Here is a 21,590-nt window from a genome sequence, read left to right as displayed (position 1 = left end):
AGGATAGTCGCGCTAACTAACGCCACAAATCCCGCGAGGCTACTTTTGATCATTTGCTTTGCATGCACCTTTCTAGCTCCAACTTGACCCGAATCCGGATTTCGCACTGATGTGGCGGCACTTGATACATCCTGGCGGACATATGTTTTGCCGCAGCGCCATCGTGGCGTCGAGATCAACACTAGCCCCCATATGAAATCGGCGACATGCCACATGACTATCCATTTTCTGCCCATTCACTGCTCGCCCTGCGGTGAAGGCATGCGAGAAACTGCCGGAGCCAGGTGTCCAGCGCCTTTCTGGATAACCCGGCTTCGCTGGCCGTCTCCGGCAAGCTCGGCTACCAGCCCGACGGCCTGTCGGTGCACCAGGTACGCGGCCAACGGGCCGTCCTGCAGCGCCTGCGCCTCGAGAGCGGGAACCGCAGCTACGAGCGGTAAAGGTGCTGCTGGACGCGCTGGTAGACGGTATCGGGCGTTTCGTCGTTGCTGAATGGCTGGGCTCTTACTTGCGGGATTTGCGGGGGGCGGCGGAGCGGGGCGGCTCGGCGCGCATGTGGTTGCGGACGCGGGTCATGATGTCGCCGAGGTCGCGCAGGTCCTCTTCAGCGAGGGGGTTGAACAGCAGGCGGCGCACGACCTCGATGTGGCCGGGCAGGACGCGCCCGACGAGGGCGAGGCCACCGTCGGTGATGGTGACCAGTGTGGCACGCTCGTCGTCGGGGCTGGGGCCGCGCGTGACGAGGCCGGCCTTCTCCAGCAGGCCAGCCTGATAGGTCAGGCCGCTGCGGCTGTAGACGACGCCGTCGGCCAGTTCGGTCATGGTCAGCTGCCTAGCGTCGGCGAGGTGGGCCAGGAGCTGGAACTGCACGTAACTCAGGTCGCCCTCCGCCCGCAACTGCTGCTCGACGGCGTGCTGGAGCAGGCTGACGGCCTCCATGAGCGCGAAGTAGGTGCTCAGCTGCGCGGGGTGGAGGGCGTCGGTGTCAGGCATCCGCCCATCCTATATGTTTCGAATTCAAAGCACACCTCGAAAGCGCGGTGGCGAACGTCACATCCTTCCCGGGATTGCTTTGAACTCGAAGCAGGTTACTGTCTTCGCATCGCTTCGAATTCGAAGCAACAACTCGAGGAGAGATCATGAAGGCAGTCCGGTACCACCGCTACGGCGACAGCGACGTCCTGACTTACGAAGAGGCGGACCGCCCCGTCCCCGGCACGGGGCAGGTGCTGGTGAAGGTGGCCGCCACCTCGTTCAACCCGGTCGACGCGGCGATCCGCGCCGGATACCTGCAGCAGGTGTTCCCGCTGGTCTTCCCGCACGTGCCAGGCATCGACGTCGCCGGCACCGTCGCCGAGCTCGGCCCGGACGTCACCGGCTGGAGCGCCGGAGACGCGGTCGTGGCATTCCTGCCGATGAGCGCGCCCGGCGCCGCCGCCGAATACGTGCTCGCGCCGTCCGAGGCACTGGCCGCCGCTCCGCGGACGGTGGATCTGGCCGACGCCGCCGCCCTCCCCGCGACCGCCCTGACGGCCTGGCAGGCACTGTTCGAGCACGCCGAGCTGAGGGCCGGGCAGACCATCCTGATCAATGGCGCCGGCGGCGCGGTCGGCGGGTACGCCGTCCAGCTCGCCAAGCGGGCCGGAGCCACCGTCACCGCGACCACGAGCGCGCGCAGCGCCGACCGGGTCCGGGCCCACAGGGCCGACCGGATCATCGACTACACCGTCACCCCCGTCACCCAGGCCGCCGGCGTCCGGTTCGACGTCGTGCTCAACCTGGTGACCACCTCGGCGGAGGAGACCGCCGCCCTGGTCGGCCTCGTCAGCGACGGCGGGGTCCTGGTCAGCACCACCACCCCCGCTCCCGAGGACACAGCGCGCGGGGTGCGGACGGTGCGGGTGTTCGCCCGCAGCGACGCCGCCCGGCTCGCGGAGCTCGTCGCCCTCGTCGACGCCGGCGAGCTGCGGATCGACGTCGCCGACCGGCGCCCGCTGGCAGACCTCGCCGACGTCCACGAGCAGGCCGTCACCGGGAGGCTCACCGGCAAGACGGTCATCACTGTCTGACCCTTCCTCACCCTCATCCGACACATCCAAGACGGAGTACTGTCATGCCTTTCGCTCTTGATCCCCAGGTTGCCGATGCCCTTGCGCCGATCGCCGCGGCGATGGCCGGCAGCACGCCCCCGCCGGTCGGGGACGTCGCCGGCCGCCGCGCCGCGCTGGAAGGGCTCATCGCCCACGCCGACACGGCCCAGCCGAGGCCTGCCGACGTCACGATCACCGACCACCACCTGCTCGCCTCCGACGGCGAGAAGATCCTGCTGCGCTGGTACACCAAGCAGGGCGCGCCCAGCGAGCCCGGACCGGCGGCCGTCTACTTCCACGGCGGCGGCATGATCCTCGGCCACGTCGGGCTGTTCGACGGCGCTATCTCCCGCTACGTCTCCGCCAGCGGCACCCCGATCCTCTCGGTGGACTACCGGCTCGCTCCCGAGCACCCGCACCCGACCCCGGTCGAGGACGCCTACGCCGGCCTCGTATGGCTGCACGAGAACGCCGCCGTACTCGGCGTCGATCCGGCCCGCATCGCGGTCTTCGGCGACAGCGCCGGCGGTGGGATCGCCGCGGCGGTCTCGATCCTGGCGCGAGATCGGCAGGGGCCCGCGATCGCCCAGCAGATACTGGTCATGCCGATGCTCGACGACCGCACCCTCACCCCCGACCCGCAGCTGGCGCCGTACGCGCTGTGGTCCTGGGACGACAACCGCACCGGCTGGGGCGCGCTGCTGGGCGACGCCATCGCCGGCCCCGACGTGCCGGCCCACGCCGCACCCGCACGGGTGGCCGATCCGGCCGGACTGCCCCCGGCCTATATCGAGGTCGGCCAGCTGGACATCTTCCGCGACGAGGACCTCACCTACGCCCTGCGGCTCAGCCAGGCCGGCGTCCCGGTCGAGTTCCACCTTCACCCGGGCGTGCCGCATGAGTTCGAGAGCATCGCCTTCACCTCCGACGTGGCCAAGCGTGTCATGGCCGACCGGATCCGGGTCCTCTCCTCGCTCTGACGGAATGCGCCGGTGCCAACGGCGGGGCCGCCCGACCGGCCCCTGCCGGTGGCACACCGGCGGAGCCGTCCCCGCCGGAGGACCTGGCACAGGTGCACGGAATGACCTCTGGCCAGTCACATACACCTATGTCGCTGGCCATCTCTCCATCGATCACATCGCAAGGAAACGCACCATGACAACCACCCTTTTCACCCCGGACGACGCCGCGATCCTGCTGATCGACCACCAGGTCGGCACCATGCGATGGGCTGCCTCGACCCCGTTCGAGGAGCTCAAGACCCGGGCGCTGGCCCTGGCGCGCGGCGCCAAGGCCCTGGAGATGCCGCTGGTGCTGACCTCCTCGCTGGAGGAGCAGGCTCAGGGCCCGCTGCTGTCGGACTTCGCCGACGTCGCCCCCGAGGAGTATGCCGGCCGCATCCGCCGCCAGGGCACCGTCGACGCTCTCCAGGACCCCGCGTTCGCCGCGGCGGTAGAGGCCACCCGCCGGCGCAATCTCATCGTCGCCGGCGTCACCAACGACGTCTGCACCGTCTACCCGGTGCTCACCGCCCTGCGGCAGGGCTACCGCGTCCAGGTGGTCGCCGACGCCGGCGCGTCCATCACCAAGGATGCCGATGACATCGCCCTGCGCCGCATGGAACGCGCCGGCGCCGACATCACCTCCACCAACCAGGTCCTGGCGGAACTCGCCGCCGACTGGGCTTCACCTTCCGGCCAGAAGGTCCTGCCCATCATGTTCGACCTCATCCCGGCCTGAACCCAAACCGGCATCCGACCCGCCCGACATCGACCAACGGCCGGCCGCACGCATCGGTCCACCGCCCAGGCGTTTGGCCACCTCGATCAGAGACCAGCCATGAGCGACGCCATCGGATGCTCCCGGGTGGCCGATGCCATGTGTGAGCGGCATGGGAGGATGCGTTACCGCTCCGGCGCTGTGGCCTGCCTGGCCGAGTAGTCGCCGGCCTCAGGACAGTGATGCGACGGGAGAGGAGGCATGCCGTGAACGAACTGACCGGTTGTGCCCCTTGCGCCTGGTCCACCAGTTCCTCCGGAGCAGGCATCGTAGAGACGGCGGGCACAGCGCCACGCGTTGGGCCGAGCCGGCTATGACACTGGTCGGTCGGCGGTCCGAGGTCCGTCGCATCCTGGACGTCATCGAGGCGGAGCGCGGCGAATCGCGGATGCTGATCCTGCTTGGCGAGGCCGGCGCGGGCAAGACGAGGTTGGTGGCTGCCGTCGCCGACCATGCGCGTGGCAGCGGAAGAGTCGTACTGACGTGTCAGGGCAGCGAAGCGGAATCGCAGCAGTCCTTCGCGTCCTTGCACCAGTTGCTTCTTCCTGTCCTGCCGGAGGTCGGCACTCTTGCCGAGCATCTGCGGGGGGCGCTGGAGAGCGCGGTGGGCATCGCTCCGGTGGGCGGGCAGCTTGATCCGATGCTGCTGCGGGTGGCCGTCCTGACGTTGCTGACAGGCGTCTCCCGGCGGCGGCCCGTCCTGCTGGTCGTGGACGACGTCCAGCACTGCGACCGCGACTCTCTCGACGTCCTCGGCTTCGTGGCCCGCCGTATCGCGGCGGAGGACGTTTCGGTGCTGCTGACTTCGCGTGGGCAGACGCCTCCGGACGGTGTCGCAGGGGACCTGCCCACGCTGCTGCTGGGGCCATTGAGCGAGCAGGCCGCGGCCGAGCTGGTGGACGCTCAACCGCACCCGCCCACCGGCCGTACGCGGATCGATGTGCTCCTGCAAGCCGGCGGAAACCCGCTGGCCATCATCGAGCTGTGCCGGGCGGCCAAGATGGGTGGCACGAGAGCGCTGCCCGGTGGTGGGCTGCCTCAGACGGAGCGCATCCAGCAGATGTACGCAGCGCGTCTGCACGGCCTGCCGGAGATCACCCGGCGGCTGATCCTGTACGCGGCGGCGTCGGAGTACGAAGACCTCGCCACGATCATGGCCGCCGCCGGCGCGGGGCCGGATATCGCGGTATGGGCTCCCGCCGAGGCCGCCGGCCTGGTCACCGTCGCGGACGGGCGAGTCGCCTTCCGGCATCCGCTGGCACGGGCGGGCTCGTATCACGGGGCCCCGGCCTACCTCCGGCAGCGGGCGCATCGCAACCTCGCGGCCGTTCTGACGGCGGATCCGGCCCGCCGGGCCTGGCATCTGGCCGCCGCGTGCCTCGGCCGCGACGAGTCGGTGGCGGCGGCCCTGGAGGACACCGCGGAGCTCGCCGAGCGGCGTGGCGGGTTCTTCGCGGCGGCGCGGGCGCTGGAGCGGTCGGCGGAGTGCAGTCTCGCCGCCGGGGACCGGGCACGCCGGTACGCCAAGGCGCTCAGGGCCGCCAACAACGCCGGCGACCCATCGTGGGTGCGCGAGCTGTACGACAAGGTCACGGCGCTGACTCATGATCCGGACGTGCTGGGCCTGGCGGCGTGCGGCGCCGGCATGGCCCTGTCGTTGTTCGGCCACCAGCGGGAGTCGTTCAAGGTGCTGCTCGAAGCGCTGGAGCCGAAGCCCCCGAAGCATGGTACGACGGCGCTCGCCCTGACCGCCGTGCTCCAGGGAGTCGCGTTCCAGTCGGGGCTGCCCGAGGTCAGGGAGCGGATAGCGGGCCTGCTCGACCGGATCGAGACCGGGGGCGGCGACACGCCCTACGCGGAGCTGGGGACCATCGCGGCCTTCGACGCGGTCCGGGCCTCCACCCTGGCCGGGGCCGAGCCGACGAACGCCCCCGAGCTGTTGCGGCGGACCTTGCGGCCGAATCCGCCGGAGCCGCTGGTCGGCGTCGCGCAGATGAACCGGTTGAGCGCCGTTGGCTGCATCGCCTGGGCGGCCGACGAGTCCGAGCTGTGCGTGGAGTCCCTCCGGCAGGCGTACGCCATGTTCCGCACGTACGGCTCCATGGGCGTTGCCGCTCCTACGCTGGCGTTGACGGGTTCGGCGCTGATCGACACCGGGCGGTGGGCGGAGGCCGACGACCTGCTGGAGGAGGCCGGGACGCTCGCGGCCGTCCACAAGCTGCGGCACCTGGAGATCGACGTCGAGGCGCTGCGGGTGACCCTCCAAGCCCTGCGCGGTCAGCCCGTCGTCATGCCGGCCGACCCGGCTTGGACGGCCGTCGGCCTGGAGGAGAACCGGGCCACACACGCGCGCTTGCTGCACGCCGCCGGCATCGCCGCCGTGTCGGCGGGCGACTTCGACGGCGCGTTTCGCCAGTTCCGGCTGCTGTTCGACGAGGACGGCGCACCTTTGCACTACTTCCTGTCGCACCGGTCGGTCGCCGACCTCGCCGCGGCCGCCCAGCGGACGGGCCAGGGGGAAGAGGCGGCCCGCATCGTGGCGGCGGTGCGCACCGCGTTGGGCCCGCGGCCGACGACCCGGATGACGCTGCTGCTTCACCACGCCGCCGCACTCATCGGCGACCCGAAGGACGCCGAGCACCACTTCCGGCTCGCCACGGTGAACCCGGCGGGCGAGGAGTGGCCGCTGGCCCGGGCCCAGGCGAGGCTGCACTACGCCCAGTGGCTGCGCAGGCGGCGGCGCCCGCTGGACGCCCGCCCGCTCCTGGCCACGGCGCTGGAGTCGTTCAACCGGCTCGGCGCGATCGGCCTGGCCGAGGAGGCACGAGGTGAGCTGCGGGCGAGCGGCGTCGCCGGCTCTCCCGCACCGGCCGATGCGCTGGCGGGGCTGACCGCCCAGCAGCGCCAGATCGTACGGCTGGCAGCACAGGGACTGCGCAACCGGGAGATCGCCGAGCAGCTCATGCTCTCGCCCCGCACGGTCAGCTACCACCTCTACAACGTGTATCCGAAACTCGGTGTGACCAGCCGCAACCAGCTCCGCGCTCTGCTGGGCGATCTGTGACCGCCACGGCGAGCCGTCCGGCGGATGGGCCCATCTCCGAAGGCGGCAAAGATTCCGGGTCGTCGCAGACGGAGGGCAGCGCCGAGGGCGATCGGCCCAGCGGCCGGTGGACCGCTGTTCGTTGATCACTACGACGACAGGAGAGGTGAGGCGCGTGAGTTTCGAGCCCGTCACGGGCCCAGGAGAGCCCGACCGCTCGGCCGTCGTCCTCGATCCCCTCGTTCAGCGGCTCGTCGACGCCTCGGCCGCGCCGCCCTACCTGCACCAGCTCGGTCCGCTCGACGGACGGCAGGCGCTCCTGGAGATCCAGGGCCACGCGCACGACGACTTCGATGTGGACGCCGAGTACGCCGTGGCGCCGGTGGGCCCGTCCGGGCTCGTCGGCTTCTGGATCTTCCGGCCTCCACGGACGGCCGGTCCTCTACCCATGGTCGTGTACCTGCACGGCGGCCGCTGGATGCTCGGCGACGCGCGGACGCACGCGCGCATGATCTGTGAGCTCGCAGCCGCCAGCGGCGCCGCTTTCGTGGTCCCCGAGTACACCCGCACCCCGGAGGCCCGCTACCCGGTCGCGCTCGAAGAGTCCTACGCGGTGCTGACATGGCTGGTCGAGCAGGCGTCGGGCCTGGGCCTGGATGGCCGGAGGGTGGCGGTGGCCGGCGACTGTGCCGGTGCGACCATGGCGACGGCGCTCACCATGATGGCCAAGCAGCGCGGTGGCCCCCGCATCCGCGCGCAGCTGCTCTACTATCCGACGACCGCCCCGCACTGCGACACCGCCTCCCGGAAGCAGTTCGCATCCGGCTACCTCCTGACGCGCGCGGCTGTGGAATGGTACTGGCAGCAGTACACCGACGACGGCGATGAGCTCGCCGAACCCACTGCCTCGCCGCTGCGGGCCACCACGGCGGACCTGTCGGGGCTGCCTCCCGCCCTGGTCGTATCGGCGGAGGCGGACGTCGTGCGGGACGAGGGCGAGCAGTACGCCCGCCTGTTGCGGCGGGCGGGCGTACCGGTGACCTGCGTGCGCTACCTGGGGACGGTCCACGACTTCGCGTCCCTCAATCCGCTGCGCGACAGCCCGCCCACCGTGGCCGCGCTCAGGCAGGGCGGCAGCTTTCTCAAAGCCGCCCTGGCCGACCGGCGCTGACACCGACAGGCCGTCTCCCCGCCCGCGGAGGAGATAGGTCCCCTCTCTTCAGGATGCAGCCGGCGACAGACCAGTCAATTTACTGATGTGTCCGGAAAGGCAGGTTTGCCAGCCTGAGGTGCGTGAGGCCGCAGCGGCACGTCATGCACAGGGAAAGAGGCCAGGATGTCCACTGTCAAACCGGTTCTCGAAAGGGCCGCGCAGGCCTTCGCCGAGGCCACCGCCAACCCGCCCTTCCTCTTCGACCTCGATCCCGCCGACGGCCGCAAGGCCGTGGACGAGGCTCAGACGCCCGAGATCGAGGTGCCGGGCACCAGCAAGGAGATTCTCACGGTCGCCGACGGACTGACGGTGAGCGTGTTCCGGCCGGCGGGCGTGAGCGGCCCCCTGCCGGTGATCATCTATGTGCACGGGGCGGGCTGGGTGTTCGGCAACGACCACACCCACGGCCGTCTTGCCCGCGAGCTGGCCCGCGGCGTGGGCGCGGCGGTGGTGTTCGTCAACTACAGCGCTTCGCCCGAGGCCCGCTACCCGGTCGCGATCGAACAAATCCACACCGCCGCCCGCTGGGTGGTCGAGCACAGCGCCGCCCATGGCCTGGACGCCTCCCGCCTGGCGGTCGCGGGCGATTCGGTCGGCGGGAACATGGCCATCGCGCTGACGTTGATGGCCAAGGAGCGTGGCGGGATCGCGCTGGCGGCGCAGGTGTTGTTCTATCCGGTGACCGACGCCGCCTTCGAGACCGGCTCCTACCACGAGTTCGCCGAAGGGTATTTTCTGCGGCGCGACGGCATGCAGTGGTTCTGGGACCAGTACACCACCGATCCCGCCGAGCGTGCGCAGATCACCGCCTCGCCGCTGCGGGCGAGCCTGGAGGAGCTGGCAGGGCTGCCGCCGGCGCTGGTCATCACCGCCGAAGCCGACGTACTGCGCGACGAGGGTGAGGCGTACGCGAGCAAGCTGCGGGCGGCCGGGGTCGCGGTCACCGCTGTGCGCTACCAGGGTGTCATCCACGACTTCGTGATGCTCAACGCCCTGCGCGGCACCCACGCCGCCGAAAGGGCCATCCGCCAGGCCGTCGACTTCCTGTCCACCGCGCTGAAGACCCTCAAGGAGGGATCATGACCACGTCGCCTACCGTCGTTCTCGTCCATGGGGCTTTCGCCGAGTCGGCCAGCTGGAACGGCGTCATCACCAGGCTGCGTGAGCATGATCTGAGCGTGATCGCCGCCGCCAACCCGCTGCGCAGCCTGTCGGGTGACGCCGACGTCGTCGCGGGCCTGGTGGCCTCGATCGACGGCCCGGTCGTCCTGGTCGGCCATTCCTACGGCGGCCAGGTCATCTCGGGTGCCGTCCGCGGCGACGACCGGGTCAAGGCGCTGGTGTTCGTGGCCGCGTTCGCCCCCGAGGAAGGCGAGAGCATCGCCGAGCTGAGCGGCCGCTTTCCCGGCAGCACACTCGGCGAGACCCTGAACGCGGTCGCGCTGCCCGACAGCAGCACCGATCTGTACATCCGCCAGGAGCGCTACCACCAGCAGTTCGCCGCCGACCTGCCGCCAGAGCGCGCCACCTTGGACGCCGTCACCCAGCGGCCGTTGAACGACCGGGCCCTGCAGGACAAGTCCGGTGCACCGGCCTGGCGGCACCTGCCATCCTGGTTCGTCTATCCCGAGCTCGACTTCAACATCCCGCTTGCCGCCCACCGGTTCATGGCGGAACGGGCCGGCGCCCGCGAGCAGGTGGAGATCGGCGGCGCCTCGCACGCGTTGCCCGCCTCCCAGCCCGCCGCCGTCGCCGATGTCATCCTCAAGGCCGTCAAAGCCGTGGCATGACGCGGCACACCCGCGACTCGCCCCCGCAAGACCGCCATCTCCCGGCGACAACCTCGAAGGAAAACCGTCATGTCTCGTTCCTCCCCCACCCGCTCGGTCGTTCGCACCCTCGCCACCATGGCCATCGCTCCGATCGTGGTCGGCTCGCTGCTGACCGCCACCGCGGCGAGCAGCAGTGCCGCCGCCTCGCAGCACGACGAGACATCCAAGGCCAAGCCAACCATCGTCCTTGTCCACGGCGCCTTCGCCGACGCCTCCAGCTGGTCCGACGTCATCCGGCGCCTGCAACGCGACGGCTATCGCGTCATCGCCACCGCCAACCCCCTGCGCGGACTGAGCAGCGACGCCGCCTACCTGCGTAGCGTCCTGGACACTGTGGACGGGCCCGTGGTCCTGGTCGGCCACTCCTATGGCGGCTCGGTCATCAGCCAGGCCGCCGCCGCCGACCCGGACGTCAAGGCGCTGGTCTACATCGCCGCGTTCATCCCCGACGCCGGCGAGAGCGCCGCCGAACTGGCCGGCAAGTACCCCGGCAGCACCCTGGGCGAAACCCTGAGCAAGGCCTCCTACCCCCTGCCCGACGGCGGCACCGGCACCGAGCTGACCATCAACCAGGACAGGTTCCGCAAGCAGTTCGCCGCCGACGTGCCTGCCACGACCGCCGCGATCATGGCAGCCACCCAGCGGCCGGTCTCCACCCTCGCCCTGGAGGAGAAGGCCACGAAGGCCGCCTGGAAAGACATCCGCTCCTACGCCCTGATCGCCGGCAAGGACTACAACATCCCGCCCAGGGCCCAGCGGTGGATGGCCAAGCGCGCCCGCTCCCACACCGTCACCATCAAGCGCGCCTCACACGCGATCTCTGTCTCCGAACCCGCAGCCGTCACCGACCTCATCCGCCGCGCCGCCGGCGACATCCGCTGACACACCTCGGCCTCACCGGCCACGGCCGGTACCCGCTCACCGAAGGCGGCCTCCTACCGGAGGCCGCCTTCGGCCGTTCTCTCTGACGCCACGCGGCCGGGCCGTCCCCCTCGCCGGTACGGCGCTCGCGTCGGCGCCGTCAGCAGGGGATCGCAGAGCCCTTTTTCCCTGGCCAGGGACGACTGGGCAGTTTTCGGCCTGTGAAATGAGCATGCAGTCCACCTAGCCTGCCACCACGAGGTAACGAAACGGAGTCTCATGCGTACTATCGGTCTCATCGGCGGGCTGAGCTGGGAATCGACCGTCATCTACTACCAGATCATCAACCAGCGGGTACGGGAGCGCCTGGGCGGCAGCCACTCCGCGAACAGCCTTATCTGGTCGGTCGACTACACCACGGTCGAAGATCTCATCTTCGCCGACCGCTGGGACGAGGTGAGCACGCTGCTCGTTGACGCCGGGCGGAAACTGGAGGATCTCGGTGCTGACGTCCTGCTCATTTGCAGCAACACCTTCAACCGCGTGGCTGATCAGGTAGCGAGGACCTCGAGTGTTCCCCTGCTCCACATCGTGGACGCCGTAGGCGCCGAAGTCCGCTCCGAGGGCATGCGCAAGGTCGGCCTGCTGGGAACCCGTTTCACCATGGAAGAGCCCTTCTATCGGGACCGGCTGGCCGCGCAGGGCTTTGAGGTAGTCGTCCCGGAGCGCGAGCAGCGCGAGCTGATCCATCGTGTGATCTTCGATGAGCTGGTGCGCGGAGTTCTGAAGGAATCATCCAGGAATGCCTATGCACAGATCATCTCCGATCTCGCCGACGACGGCGCCGAAGGCGTCGTCCTCGGCTGCACGGAAATCGAGCTCCTGATCGATGAAAGGTACAGTTGCATCCCGATGTTCCCGAGCGCGCGGCTGCACGCGGAAGCAGCGGCCGACTTCGCCCTCGCTCCGGAGTCGGCGCATCGCCTCATGGCAGCCGGGAGCCCATCGGACCGGAGCACATGAGCAGTCGCCGCGCATGGGCAGAAGGTGGACATCATCCGGCCTGGTGAACGGACGGCCCTCGGGCCGACCGTAAGCGGTATGACCATGAACGTGATCGTTATCGGAGCCGGGCCTGCCGGCCTGGCCACCGCAATGCTTCTCGCCGGACGGGGCCACCAGGTCACCGTGCTCGAACGCGACCCCGCAGAACCACTCTCGACGGGCCCGCAGTCATGGGAGTCCTGGGAACGACCATGCCGGAGTGGAGACCCGCGACGGGGAGGTTCTCCACGCCGACCTGGTCGTGAACGCGAGCGGCCGTAACTCGCAATTCTCCAGGATGTTCGCCGAGCTCGGCCCGATCCGCGACACCAAGGAGCGAGCCGAGGCGGGGTTCGTCTACTACGCCCGGCACTACCGTGACAGCGGCAACGGGTTGCCTGAGGCCACGCGCTGGCCGCTCATCCACCAGGAGACCGTCACCGCCGGCACCCTGCCTGGCGACAACGGCACCTGGTCCCTGATCCTCGTGGCCTCAAGCCGCGACCAGGACCTGCGGGCCTTGCGGGAGGTGGACGCGTGGGACCGCGCCATCGAACTGTTCCCCGAGTACGCCCACTGGGCACGACATGGCGAGCCGCTCACCGGCGTACAAGTCATGTCGGCCGGCCAGACCAGGCGGCGGGACTTGGTCGCCGACGGGCTGCCGGTGGTGACAGGCCTGCTCGCCGTGGGCGACGCCTGGGCGACGACGAACACCACCTTCGGGCTGGGGCTGTCGATGAGCCTGGTACAGGGCGCCCTGCTGCGGGACGCGATCGACACCGTGGACGTGGTGGATCACGTCAAGCTGGGCCTCGCCTTCGCCGAGTCGCTGGAGACCACGGCCGCACCCTACTACCGGGCGCTGGCCGACTGGGACACGCACCGGCTCGCCGAGATCGACTCCGTGCTCAAGGGCGAGCGGTACGAGAGCGCCGACCCGGCCTGGCTGGTCATCAGGGCGCTGGACGCGGCCAAGATGTCCCACCCCGACCTGGTGCGGGCCCTCGCGGACGTAGGCTCGATGCTCGAGCCCGCCGAGCACGCCCTGGCCAGACCCGGCCTCATCGACCTGATCATGAGCCTGGGCGCCGACGCCTCCCGCTATCCCGCCCCCGGACTGTTCCGCCGCGAACTGCAGGCCGCCATCGGCTGACGGTCCGCGCCACCACCGGTTCGACGCCGAACTGGATCCGGCGTCCGGACGCCGGCTGATCGCGACGAAAGGGCGCCCTGCCGCTCCATGCAACGGCGGGGCGCCCTTTTTCGTCAAGGCTTGGCCCTAGACAGACGTCGGCAGCGGGCCGCCGTTCCAGGTCATCGTGTCGCCGAAAGCGGCGAGGAGATCCACCTCGCCGCCGACGGCCTCGGCGTAGGCGCGATGGAGGTTGAGCACCAGGCGTTCGGCGTCCCCCCATCCCGCGAACTCACCGAGGTCGGCTTCCTGAGCGGCTGCCAGCGGTGTGAGCCCGTTCTCGCGCCCCTTTCGGGCGACCTCGAGCACGAAGCGGTAGTAACGCTCGTGAACGGCCAAGATCTCCGGCAGATCGCTCGCGGCCGCGAGAGGCCCATGCCCCGGTACGACGTGCTCGGCCTCGAAGTCCGCCAGCCAATCCAGCGACTTCAGCGCCCCTTCCACCGACCCCATCAGCAGCAGCGGTGTGAGGCCGTTGAACACCAGGTCGCCGGTGTACAGCACACGCTCTTCAGGAAGCCAGACCACCACGTCCCCTGCCGTGTGCGCGGCATGGCCAAGGTGCCGCAGCTCGATGCGGCGCTTGCCGGCGAAGAGGGTCAACTCGGACTGAAACCCCACGGACGGGACGCGGCGCGTCACGTTCCCCCAATCGGGCACCGGCGTCCAGATCGGCGGGCACTCGTCGATGAGGGGGTCGGCCAGCAGCGCGTCCCGCATCGCCGCATGCCCGAAGATCACCGTCTGGTCCGGCAGCAAGCTGTTTCCGTATGAATGATCCCCATGCTGGTGCGTGTTCACCGCCATCCGCACGGGGGCATCGCCGGTCGCCTCGGCGACCGCCTTCAGGAATCGGCGGGTACGCTGCTCAGTCGCGCACGTGTCGACGATCAGAACGCCGTCGCCGCCCGCCACGGCTCCGGCGTTGTTCACCCACCAGGTGCCGTCCGGCTGCACCCAGGCGAACACCCCCGCGCTGACCTCGTGCAACCTCGCCGTGTCAACCTGCTTCTCCACGATCAAAACTCCCTTCTCCAGCCATGCCGGCCCATCCTCGGGTTCGGCGCTGTTGATTTCACAGACCGATCCATGGCCGATCAGTGCTCCACAACGGTTCCTTGGTGCTTCCGAGCGCGCCATGTCGACCACTGACCCGCAGACCGACCACGCTGCGCTTTTCGGCCGCGTCGCGCCCAGAATGAGCCATCCGGTAGTTCATGTTGCAGGCCGTTTCCCGGCCGATTCCCGTCCGGCAGCACCGCGTCGCCAGGGTCAGACCGGCCATGCCGTCCTCGCAGACCGCCCCACGAACGCCGCCTGGCGACGAGCCCGCCGCAGCGCACAGGACCCCGCCGTCCCAGGCGATCAGTCAGACGGAATGTGGACAGGGAACGGTCTGGGGAATGGCAGGACGATGGCGCCACGGTGGGGTCTCGTTCGCGCCCGCGTCTTGAAGGAGTCACGTGTCCGGGAGTGTGTCATGCGTGTAGAGGTCAACGGAATCGGTCTCGAAATTCAAGTCAGCGGGGAGGGCGCGGCAGTGCTGCTCGTGCACGGCTACCCGGACACCCCCTCTGGCGCCACCAGGCGGCCGCGCTCAACGCCGCCGGCTACCGTACGATCGCCCCGACCTGCGCGGCTTCGGCGCCTCCGACAAGCCGCAGGACGTGGACAGCTACGACCTGGCCCTGCACGTCGGCGACCTGCTGGGCATCCTCGACCACTTCGAGGTACGGCAAGCGCACCTGGTCGGCCATGATTGGGGAGCCACGCTCGCGCAACCGACCGCCATAGCCGCGCCCGCCAGGTTCACCAGCCTCACCTGCCTGTCCGTCGGCCATCCCGGTGCCGTGGGGTCCGCCGGCCTGGAACAGCGGGAGAAGTCCTGGTACTTCCTGCTGTTCCACTTCGCGGGAATCGCCGAGGAGTGGCTGAGCCGGGACGACTTCGCGAACATGCGGGACTGGCTGTCCACCCACCCCGAACCCGACGAGGTCATCGACCTCATGCGCGATCCCCGAGCACTGACCGCGGGACTGGCGATCTACCGCAAGGGGGTTCCGCCCGAAATGGTGCTCGGCAGGCCTGACGACATCCCACCCCTTCCCGTACCCACCATGGGCGTGTGGAGCGACGGCGACCGCTATCTCACCGAACAGTCCATGACCGGCACAGCCGAGCACGTCACCGGCTCGTGGCGTTACGAGAGCCTGGACGGCATCGGACACTGGATGCCGCTCGAAGCACCCGAAGCCGTCAACAAGCTGCTGCTCGACTTCCTCTCGTTCGCTGACCAGTGAACACCCAGGAGCCGTACATGATGGAAACCGGGACGAAGACCCTCACCCCGACCGAATCGACCAACCGCCGAACCGTCGCCGAGATCTACTCGTCGCTGGCCACCGGCAACATGGAGGCGTTCGCGGAGCGCCTGGCGCCGGACATCAAGTGGACTGTGGTCGCCGGCGCCGAGACCGGTGGCACCTGATACGGTCCGCAGCACGTCCTCCACAAGGCGTTGGCACCGATCGCCGCGGACTGGGCCGACTTCGAGGTCACCCCGTTCGAGCTCACTCCTGCCGGCGACAAGCTGTTCGTCGTGGGCGAGTACAGGGGCGTGCACCGGGCCAGCGGCAAGGTGGGGCAGGCCAGGTTCATTCATGTCTGGCATCTGCGGGATGGGATCGCGCAGCGGTTCGAGACCGTCTCGGACACCCACGCTCTGTGGCGTGCCACGCTGTAGCCCGCGCGGCTTCGTCCTCAGCCCTGGTTCGTTCCGTAGAGTTCGCGGTGCCAGAGGCCTTCGCAGATGCGGTCGATGCCGGTGAACAGATGGCGGCGGTAGGTGGTGAAGGGCAGATCGAGGCGTTCCGCGGCGGCTTCCTGGGTGGGTGCGCCCCGGCGGTAGGTGACGTCGACGGCTCGCTGGAACTTGGTCGCGCGCGGGTCTTGACCCAGGTCGTCGATGGCTTGTTCGAGGAGCTGGCGCAGAGCTTTGGCGGGGTCGAGGTCGGGGTGTTCGGCGACGAGCCTACTGCGGGTGAGGGGGCTGGCGGCCAGCTCGGCGGGCCGGGACAGGTTGCGCAGGGCCTTGCGGACGGCGTCGGTGAACTCTGATTGTGACAGCACCTCCAGCTCGGGTGTCTGGGCGGCGGAAACGTCTTGCGCGCCGGTCAGCAGCAGCCGGTTCAGCCACGCCTGAACGGGTACCGCCCGCCAGTCGTGGGCGAACAGGGCGTACTCCGTGTCTCCCAGCCACGCGTGCTCTCCGATGTCGTGCATGTCGTAGTGCCGGAGGTAGTCACGCATGGGGCTCTCACTCGGCATGGCCATGAAGGACCAGGCCATGCGGTCGGCCCGCAGGCAATACCCGATGGCCCGCCATTGGATCAGGTCCATCACCGGCGACATGCCGCGGTACCGCTCGCACACCCAGGTCCGGCCGACCGCCAGGTGCTCGCCCGGCCGCAGCGGTGCGATGGCGCGGGCGTTCGCCCAGGCCGTCGCGGTGATCGGGTCTGCCGCCGTCTCCTCGTCACGGGGCTTGTCGAGGCGAACCCAGGAGCAGAAGCCCACCAGCTCGCCGGTCTCCGTACGCCGGTAGAGGCGGAACGCCCCGGGCTGGCGGCTGGCCCAGAAGGCGACGCCGGCCGCCGACTCCTCGCCATCCGCCTCGGCGGCCAGCCGCACCAGAGCTTCGGTGTCCTCGGGCCGGAAGGCGTCCTCGTAGACCTCTCCCTCTCCACGCCAGCTGTGGAACTCCGCCGTCGATCCGATGTCGCGGTGCAGGAAGAACAGCGAGCCGACGGCCGCCAGCACATCGGAGTCAGCCGCGGTGGGAATCTGGGCGGCCAGGTGGGCGTGGATGCGATAGTGCATGTCGGCGTACCCCTGCGGGTCGCGCCAGCGCAGGTCGGCTTCGAGCACCTCCCGTACGACGTCGTGCGGGAACAGGCCGAGACTGCTGGATTCGACGAACGGCAGCCGCCGCAGCCAGGCGAACAAGGACGCGGCGTCCTCCGGCACGACCGCACGCAGCAGGTCTTCGGTGGTCACGTAGGCGTGCGCGCAGACTTCCAGGGCGTGCCGGTGCGCAGCGCTGGGCACGTCGCCGACGAGTTGGTCGAGCAGGGTGGCGACCACGTCCTGCGTGGGTATCCAGCGGGAGCTCGCCTCGCGGTCCTTGATCGCGACCGCCGCGCCCAGCGACAGGGCGAGGGGATGGCCGCCCGCGAAGGCGAGCAGCGGCCCACGCAACTCGGCGGCCACGCCGCGGGCGTCCAGCAGCGCCGCGGCGTCCGCCAGCCCGAGGTCACGCAGCGATATAACCTCCAGCGCGCCCGCCCAGCCGGGGTCGGCCCGCCACAACATGTCCGGAGGGTTCCGGCCGGCCACCACGACCGTCGCATCGACCGGCACGCGGGGCAGGAACCGCTCGCGCAGCCAGCCCTCCAGCCCCTGGATGCGCTCGAAGGTGTCGATCAGCAGCACCGCGCGCTCGTCGCGCAGCACCGATCCGGCCTCGGCCTCGAACGCCGCCGGAGTCGGCTCGAGCGTGCGCCCGTCCAGCACCGTCACCGGCCGTCCGGCGGTCGCCGCCTCCTCTGCGAAGCGCCGCACCAGCGCCGACTTCCCGACCCCACCGGGACCGTGTACATACAGGACACTGCCGCCACCGCGCAGCGCCGAGCCGAAGGCGCTGAGCTCCTCTTCCCGTCCGACGAAGGCCCGCTCCCGCGCGGCCTGCAGCCGCCGCCCCAGTAACGCGACGTTCTGATCATCCCCCGAAGGCATGGGGATAACTGTAGCTTTCCGGACGCTCTGATTCGGCGGTTTGCCACCCGTGCCAAAGACCGCGGGTGTCCCTCCGCATGAGCACCGAATGGACATGAAACGCACTGGTAGATGAGCAGTCCGCTCCGCGAAGGTGCTGCAGGAAATCCCGGCCTGCCACCGTCGCGGATCGCCGCCGGCCCGGCCTGACGGCCTGGCACCGGGCGGTGGCGGGTCATGACCGCTGCATCACCTTCACCCCTGGAGACTTCATGTTCCGCTATGCCCGCTTTCGACCCGTTCAGCGCGCGACCGTGGTGACTACCGCTGTGCTCGGCGCCTGCGCAACGCTCGTCACCGCGGGCGGGGGAACCGCCGCAGCTGCCGGAACCAGCGCGAGCAGCTCGATCGCCGCGCGGTACGTCGCACTCGGCGATTCCTACGCCTCCGGATACGGCATCGACGGTGTGGAGAACGCGGCATGCGACCGTTCCACGAGCAGCTACCCGTCCATCGTGCGCAGCACGTACAAGTCGCAGAGTTTCAGGAGCGTCGCGTGCAGCGGCGCCACCACGCGTAGCATCTGGAACGCGCAAGGCAGCCAGGCTCCCCAGATCAAGGCGCTCAAGCCGGACACCAGTCTGGTCACGCTGACCCTCGGCGGCAATGACATCGGCTTTACGCAGCTCGTCGTCACCTGCGCTTCTCTCATGCAATCACAGCCGAACGGCGACCCCTGCCGCCAGAACTTCCAGAAAGGCGGCGAAGATCAGATCCTCGCCCGCATCGACGCTTTGAAGCCGCGGATCGCCTCCGTGCTGACCGACATCAAGAGGAAGAGCCCCAAGGCCACGGTCGCGCTGGTCGGCTATCCCTCGCTGCTGCCGGACAGCGGCGAGAGCTGCCGCTCGACGCAGGTGCCCTTCGCCGACGGTGACTTCGGCTACCTGCGCAACATCACCAAGAGGCTCAACAGCGCGCTTCGCGAGCAGGCCGCCAAGGTCGGCGCCGTTTACGTCGACACCTATACGCCGACCATCGGCTACGACATGTGCCGGGCGCAGGGGCGCGTGATCGAGCCGCTGTTCACCGCCGATGGCCGCGTCGCCCCAGCCGCGGCCCACCCGAACCTCGGGGGCACTCTCAGCATGGCGGCCATCATCAAGGAGAAGCTGGACACGCTCGGCCGCTGATCATCCCCCAGGAGCCACCGGAGGTCGCACAGGCGGCCGTCGCCTCCGCAGGCGGTGGCCGCTTCCTCGTGTCCGGCTGCCCTGGCAGGTCACTGCATACGCTCTCTCTGTGCCGCTGACCGCGTCGGTCAGGCCCTGGCCAGTTCGTGCGCGCAGGCGCCGAGCCCGATCTCGCTGGAGGCCTTGACCAGTACCACGTCCCCCGGTTCGAGAAGCCCGGCGGCCAGGCGGACGGCCCCGGCGACGTCCTCAGCGAGGTGGACGGTGACGCCCAGGTTCGCGGACTGCGCCTCCTGCGCCATCGCGACCGGATCCCCCGAGCCGACCGCGATCAACACGTTGATCCCGAGCTCGGCCACGAGCCGGCCCACCTGCGCGTGCCGGGTGCGCGAGGTGTCCCCCTGCTGCCCCATCGCGCCGAGCACGGCCATGGAACGGCGGGCGCCGGCCAGCGCCGTCAACGTGCGCAGCCCGGCGCGCATGGACTCGGGGTTGGCGTTGTAGGCGTCGTTGACGATGGTGACGCCATCAGGTCGTTCGAGGATCTCCAAGCGGCCCGCGGAGCGACGCCTGGCCGCGTTCAGCCCGTCGGCGACCTCGTCGGCGGACAGGCCGAGCGTCGTGGCCACGGCGGCGGCGGCCAGGGCGTTGCTCACCTGGTGCTCGCCGATGAGGTCGAGCTCGACGCGGGCCCGGCCGGAGGGTGTGACCAGCTCGAACGAGGGCCGTGCCCCGTCGTGCATTCGCACGTCGGCGGCACGTACGTGCGCTCCTGCCGACCTGCCGTACAGGGTGACCTGCGCTCGGGTGCGGCCGACCATGCCCACGACGTACGGGTCGTCGGCGTTGAGCAGCGCGAATCCGTCGGTGGGCAGCGCCTCGACCAGTTCGCCCTTCGCGGCGGCCACGTCGGCCAGCCCGCCTCCCATTCTCACCACGTGGGCGGCGCCGACGTTGAGCACGACGCCCACGCGCGGCGGCGCAAGCTCGGTGAGGTACGTCAGATCGCCCTTGCGTCCGGCACCCATCTCCAGCACCAGGTACCGGGTCGTGGCATCGGCGCGCAGCACGGTGAGCGGCAGCCCGATCTCGTTGTTGAACGACTTGTCCGTGGCGATCGTCGGCGCGTGCCGTTCGAGCACCTGGGCCAGCAGGTCCTTGGTCGTGGTCTTGCCGACGGAACCCGTCAGGCCGATCACGGCCGGGCTGATGTGGCCGAGCATGTACCTGGCCAGCAGGCCGAGCGCAGGCTGGACGTCGGGAACCACGAGGGCGGGCACGCCGACGGGCCGGGAGGCCAGCACGGCCACGGCGCCGTCGGCGACGGCCTTGGCCGCGTAGTCGTGACCGTCGACCCGCGCGCCCACCGTCGCGACGAACAAGCCGCCCGGCACGACGTCGCGGGAGTCGACTGCCGAGGGCGCCGTCACCAGCGCCTCCGGGTGGCGGACGTCGCTCAGGTCGGCACCGAGAACCTGCGCGATCTCACTCAGCCTCATGGGGATCATGAGCCACTCCTCGTGAACGCCAGGTCGATGAGGCGTCGTAGTAGGTCGGGATACGGAACGCCGCTGGCCGCCCAAGCCTTGGCGTAGACGGAACGGGAGGTGAAGCCGGGCATGGTGTTGATCTCCAGCACATACAGGCTTCCCGCTTCCTCCTCGTACAGGAAGTCGACGCGGGACAGTCCGTAACCGTCGATCACGCGGAAAGCACGCAGTGCCAGCTCGCGCACGTCCTCGGCCACCCGCTCGGGCAGCGCGGCGGGGATCGTGGCGATGTTGCCCTGGCTGAGGTATTTGGCCTCGTAGTCGAGCCACTCGCCACTCATGTGGAGCTCGCCGGGCACCGACGCCTCTGGGGCGTCGTAGCCGCCGAGGACGCCGCAGATGAGCTCACGCGCGTTCACGCCCTGCTCGACGATGACGACCCGGTCGTAGGTGAACGCCAGCTCGATGCCCGCGCGCAACTCCGCCATGGAGGTGACACGCGAGACGCCGATAGAGGAACCCATGTTGGCTGGTTTGACGTACATCGGCCACTCGAGCGACTTCACCAGGTTCCAGGGGTCGGTTGTGGCACCCCATTCGTGCTTGGTGAACCACACGTACGGGGTGACGGGAATGTCCTCGGCCAGGAACGCGCGTCGCATCGCGACCTTGTCCATGGCCACGGCCGAGGCGAGAACGCCGCAGCCCACGTACGGGATGCCCAATGTCTCCAGGTGTCCCTGCAGGACTCCGTCCTCGCCGAACGGCCCGTGCAGGACGGGGAAGGCCACGTCGAACAGGTCTCGGCCCAGCTCCAGCGGCCACCTGCCCTGCCTGTCGATGATGAGGGCGGTGGGCTCGTACAGATCCCTCGGCAGGGCGTGGAGCACCGCCTGCGCCGACTGGAGCGACACCTCGTGCTCGGCGGACGGCCCTCCCGCCAGCACGGCCACGCGCAGGCGTTCAGTCACGATCGATCAGCCTTTCCAACGTTGAGCCCGCCGCTGTCCGCGACGGACCTGGCGAGCATCGGCTCATCGCCCGGCCGGTTCCCAGGCCATTCGCTGTCCACTTCCT

The 21,590-nt window shown here is 69.7% G+C and carries 21 protein-coding genes; 16 read left to right on the top strand and 5 right to left on the bottom strand.

All coding sequences use genetic code 11. From position 1 onward, the window contains the following. Positions 1-284 precede the first annotated feature (284 nt). Positions 285-440, top strand: a complete 156-nt coding sequence (locus AC3EO4_RS50475; protein ID WP_379573437.1) for a hypothetical protein — start codon at positions 285-287, stop codon at positions 438-440. Positions 441-504: 64 nt separating this feature from the next. On the opposite strand, the gene AC3EO4_RS50470 is transcribed toward AC3EO4_RS50475, so the two are convergent. Further along, complete coding sequence (locus AC3EO4_RS50470; protein ID WP_379573436.1) at positions 505-993, bottom strand: MarR family winged helix-turn-helix transcriptional regulator; 489 nt, start codon at positions 991-993, stop codon at positions 505-507. A 146-nt stretch (positions 994-1,139) separates the two neighbouring features. On the opposite strand from AC3EO4_RS50470, the gene AC3EO4_RS50465 reads away from it, so the two are divergent. The 11 genes from AC3EO4_RS50465 to AC3EO4_RS50415 all read left to right on the top strand — a co-directional run bounded on the left by AC3EO4_RS50465 (position 1,140) and on the right by AC3EO4_RS50415 (position 13,018). Beyond that, positions 1,140-2,069: an NADP-dependent oxidoreductase gene (locus tag AC3EO4_RS50465; protein ID WP_379573435.1), complete on the top strand. Its 930-nt coding sequence runs from the start codon at positions 1,140-1,142 to the stop codon at positions 2,067-2,069. A 44-nt stretch (positions 2,070-2,113) separates the two neighbouring features. Next, positions 2,114-3,070 (top strand): alpha/beta hydrolase, encoded by a 957-nt coding sequence (locus tag AC3EO4_RS50460; RefSeq protein ID WP_379573434.1) that lies wholly within the window; start codon positions 2,114-2,116, stop codon positions 3,068-3,070. Positions 3,071-3,245: 175 nt separating this feature from the next. Beyond that, positions 3,246-3,830, top strand: coding sequence for an isochorismatase family protein (locus tag AC3EO4_RS50455; RefSeq protein WP_379573433.1), 585 nt, complete (start codon positions 3,246-3,248; stop codon positions 3,828-3,830). Between the two features lie 352 nt (positions 3,831-4,182). Then, positions 4,183-6,933: a helix-turn-helix transcriptional regulator gene (locus AC3EO4_RS50450; protein WP_431903194.1), complete on the top strand. Its 2,751-nt coding sequence runs from the start codon at positions 4,183-4,185 to the stop codon at positions 6,931-6,933. Positions 6,934-7,087: 154 nt separating this feature from the next. Continuing rightward, entirely contained in the window at positions 7,088-8,083 is a 996-nt protein-coding gene (locus AC3EO4_RS50445) for an alpha/beta hydrolase (RefSeq protein WP_431903192.1), read from the top strand. Positions 8,084-8,248: 165 nt separating this feature from the next. Next, positions 8,249-9,208 (top strand): alpha/beta hydrolase, encoded by a 960-nt coding sequence (locus AC3EO4_RS50440; protein ID WP_379573430.1) that lies wholly within the window; start codon positions 8,249-8,251, stop codon positions 9,206-9,208. Continuing rightward, on the top strand, positions 9,205-9,915 hold the full coding sequence (locus tag AC3EO4_RS50435; protein ID WP_431903190.1) for an alpha/beta fold hydrolase: 711 nt from the start codon (positions 9,205-9,207) through the stop codon (positions 9,913-9,915). The genes AC3EO4_RS50440 and AC3EO4_RS50435 overlap by 4 nt, the downstream gene beginning before the upstream one ends. A 69-nt stretch (positions 9,916-9,984) precedes the next feature. Then, the gene (locus AC3EO4_RS50430; protein ID WP_431903188.1) at positions 9,985-10,839 is read left to right on the top strand and encodes an alpha/beta fold hydrolase; all 855 of its coding nucleotides are present in this window, start codon (positions 9,985-9,987) and stop codon (positions 10,837-10,839) included. 258 nt (positions 10,840-11,097) lie between these two features. Further along, the gene (locus tag AC3EO4_RS50425) at positions 11,098-11,841 is read left to right on the top strand and encodes an aspartate/glutamate racemase family protein (protein ID WP_379573427.1); all 744 of its coding nucleotides are present in this window, start codon (positions 11,098-11,100) and stop codon (positions 11,839-11,841) included. A 78-nt stretch (positions 11,842-11,919) separates the two neighbouring features. Further along, on the top strand, positions 11,920-12,144 hold the full coding sequence (locus AC3EO4_RS50420) for an FAD-dependent oxidoreductase (RefSeq protein ID WP_379573426.1): 225 nt from the start codon (positions 11,920-11,922) through the stop codon (positions 12,142-12,144). Continuing rightward, positions 12,083-13,018: an NAD(P)/FAD-dependent oxidoreductase gene (locus AC3EO4_RS50415; RefSeq protein WP_431903186.1), complete on the top strand. Its 936-nt coding sequence runs from the start codon at positions 12,083-12,085 to the stop codon at positions 13,016-13,018. Before AC3EO4_RS50420 ends, AC3EO4_RS50415 begins: the two co-directional genes overlap by 62 nt. A gap of 126 nt (positions 13,019-13,144) precedes the next feature. Here AC3EO4_RS50415 and AC3EO4_RS50410 read toward each other — a convergent pair whose 3' ends face one another. Next, entirely contained in the window at positions 13,145-14,077 is a 933-nt protein-coding gene (locus AC3EO4_RS50410; protein ID WP_431903228.1) for an MBL fold metallo-hydrolase, read from the bottom strand. A gap of 554 nt (positions 14,078-14,631) precedes the next feature. Here AC3EO4_RS50410 and AC3EO4_RS50405 point away from each other — a divergent pair. The 3 genes from AC3EO4_RS50405 to AC3EO4_RS50395 are packed head-to-tail and all read left to right on the top strand — an operon-like array spanning position 14,632 to position 15,800. Then, complete coding sequence (locus tag AC3EO4_RS50405) at positions 14,632-15,357, top strand: alpha/beta fold hydrolase (protein ID WP_431903226.1); 726 nt, start codon at positions 14,632-14,634, stop codon at positions 15,355-15,357. Between the two features lie 17 nt (positions 15,358-15,374). Beyond that, a complete protein-coding gene (locus tag AC3EO4_RS50400) occupies positions 15,375-15,545 on the top strand; it encodes a nuclear transport factor 2-like protein (protein ID WP_379573422.1) in 171 nt (56 codons plus the stop codon). 30 nt (positions 15,546-15,575) lie between these two features. Next, entirely contained in the window at positions 15,576-15,800 is a 225-nt protein-coding gene (locus tag AC3EO4_RS50395; protein ID WP_379573421.1) for a nuclear transport factor 2 family protein, read from the top strand. 17 nt (positions 15,801-15,817) lie between these two features. On the opposite strand, the gene AC3EO4_RS50390 is transcribed toward AC3EO4_RS50395, so the two are convergent. Next, a complete protein-coding gene (locus tag AC3EO4_RS50390) occupies positions 15,818-17,851 on the bottom strand; it encodes an ATP-binding protein (protein ID WP_379573420.1) in 2,034 nt (677 codons plus the stop codon). A 251-nt stretch (positions 17,852-18,102) separates the two neighbouring features. Between AC3EO4_RS50390 and AC3EO4_RS50385 the strand changes: the two genes are divergently transcribed. Next, complete coding sequence (locus AC3EO4_RS50385; protein WP_379573419.1) at positions 18,103-19,023, top strand: SGNH/GDSL hydrolase family protein; 921 nt, start codon at positions 18,103-18,105, stop codon at positions 19,021-19,023. A gap of 128 nt (positions 19,024-19,151) precedes the next feature. On the opposite strand, the gene AC3EO4_RS50380 is transcribed toward AC3EO4_RS50385, so the two are convergent. Then, positions 19,152-20,531 (bottom strand): UDP-N-acetylmuramoyl-tripeptide--D-alanyl-D-alanine ligase, encoded by a 1,380-nt coding sequence (locus AC3EO4_RS50380; RefSeq protein WP_379573418.1) that lies wholly within the window; start codon positions 20,529-20,531, stop codon positions 19,152-19,154. Then, positions 20,528-21,484, bottom strand: coding sequence for a D-alanine--D-alanine ligase family protein (locus tag AC3EO4_RS50375; RefSeq protein WP_431903182.1), 957 nt, complete (start codon positions 21,482-21,484; stop codon positions 20,528-20,530). Before AC3EO4_RS50375 ends, AC3EO4_RS50380 begins: the two co-directional genes overlap by 4 nt. Positions 21,485-21,590 lie beyond the last annotated feature (106 nt).

The sequence above is a fragment of the Nonomuraea sp. bgisy101 genome (genome assembly GCF_057708945.1).
This window is presented reverse-complemented; position numbering and strand designations above follow the sequence as displayed.

Bases quoted from the DNA above. Each gene is read 5' to 3' on its own strand.
- AC3EO4_RS50470 (WP_379573436.1), bottom strand. From the start codon at position 993: ATGCCTGACACCGACGCCCTCCACCCCGCGCAGCTGAGCACCTACTTC.
- AC3EO4_RS50465 (WP_379573435.1), top strand. From the start codon at position 1,140: ATGAAGGCAGTCCGGTACCACCGCTACGGCGACAGCGACGTCCTGACT.
- AC3EO4_RS50460 (WP_379573434.1), top strand. From the start codon at position 2,114: ATGCCTTTCGCTCTTGATCCCCAGGTTGCCGATGCCCTTGCGCCGATC.
- AC3EO4_RS50455 (WP_379573433.1), top strand. From the start codon at position 3,246: ATGACAACCACCCTTTTCACCCCGGACGACGCCGCGATCCTGCTGATC.
- AC3EO4_RS50450 (WP_431903194.1), top strand. From the start codon at position 4,183: ATGACACTGGTCGGTCGGCGGTCCGAGGTCCGTCGCATCCTGGACGTC.
- AC3EO4_RS50440 (WP_379573430.1), top strand. From the start codon at position 8,249: ATGTCCACTGTCAAACCGGTTCTCGAAAGGGCCGCGCAGGCCTTCGCC.
- AC3EO4_RS50435 (WP_431903190.1), top strand. From the start codon at position 9,205: ATGACCACGTCGCCTACCGTCGTTCTCGTCCATGGGGCTTTCGCCGAG.
- AC3EO4_RS50430 (WP_431903188.1), top strand. From the start codon at position 9,985: ATGTCTCGTTCCTCCCCCACCCGCTCGGTCGTTCGCACCCTCGCCACC.
- AC3EO4_RS50425 (WP_379573427.1), top strand. From the start codon at position 11,098: ATGCGTACTATCGGTCTCATCGGCGGGCTGAGCTGGGAATCGACCGTC.
- AC3EO4_RS50420 (WP_379573426.1), top strand. From the start codon at position 11,920: ATGACCATGAACGTGATCGTTATCGGAGCCGGGCCTGCCGGCCTGGCC.
- AC3EO4_RS50400 (WP_379573422.1), top strand. From the start codon at position 15,375: ATGATGGAAACCGGGACGAAGACCCTCACCCCGACCGAATCGACCAAC.
- AC3EO4_RS50390 (WP_379573420.1), bottom strand. From the start codon at position 17,851: ATGCCTTCGGGGGATGATCAGAACGTCGCGTTACTGGGGCGGCGGCTG.
- AC3EO4_RS50385 (WP_379573419.1), top strand. From the start codon at position 18,103: ATGTTCCGCTATGCCCGCTTTCGACCCGTTCAGCGCGCGACCGTGGTG.
- AC3EO4_RS50380 (WP_379573418.1), bottom strand. From the start codon at position 20,531: ATGATCCCCATGAGGCTGAGTGAGATCGCGCAGGTTCTCGGTGCCGAC.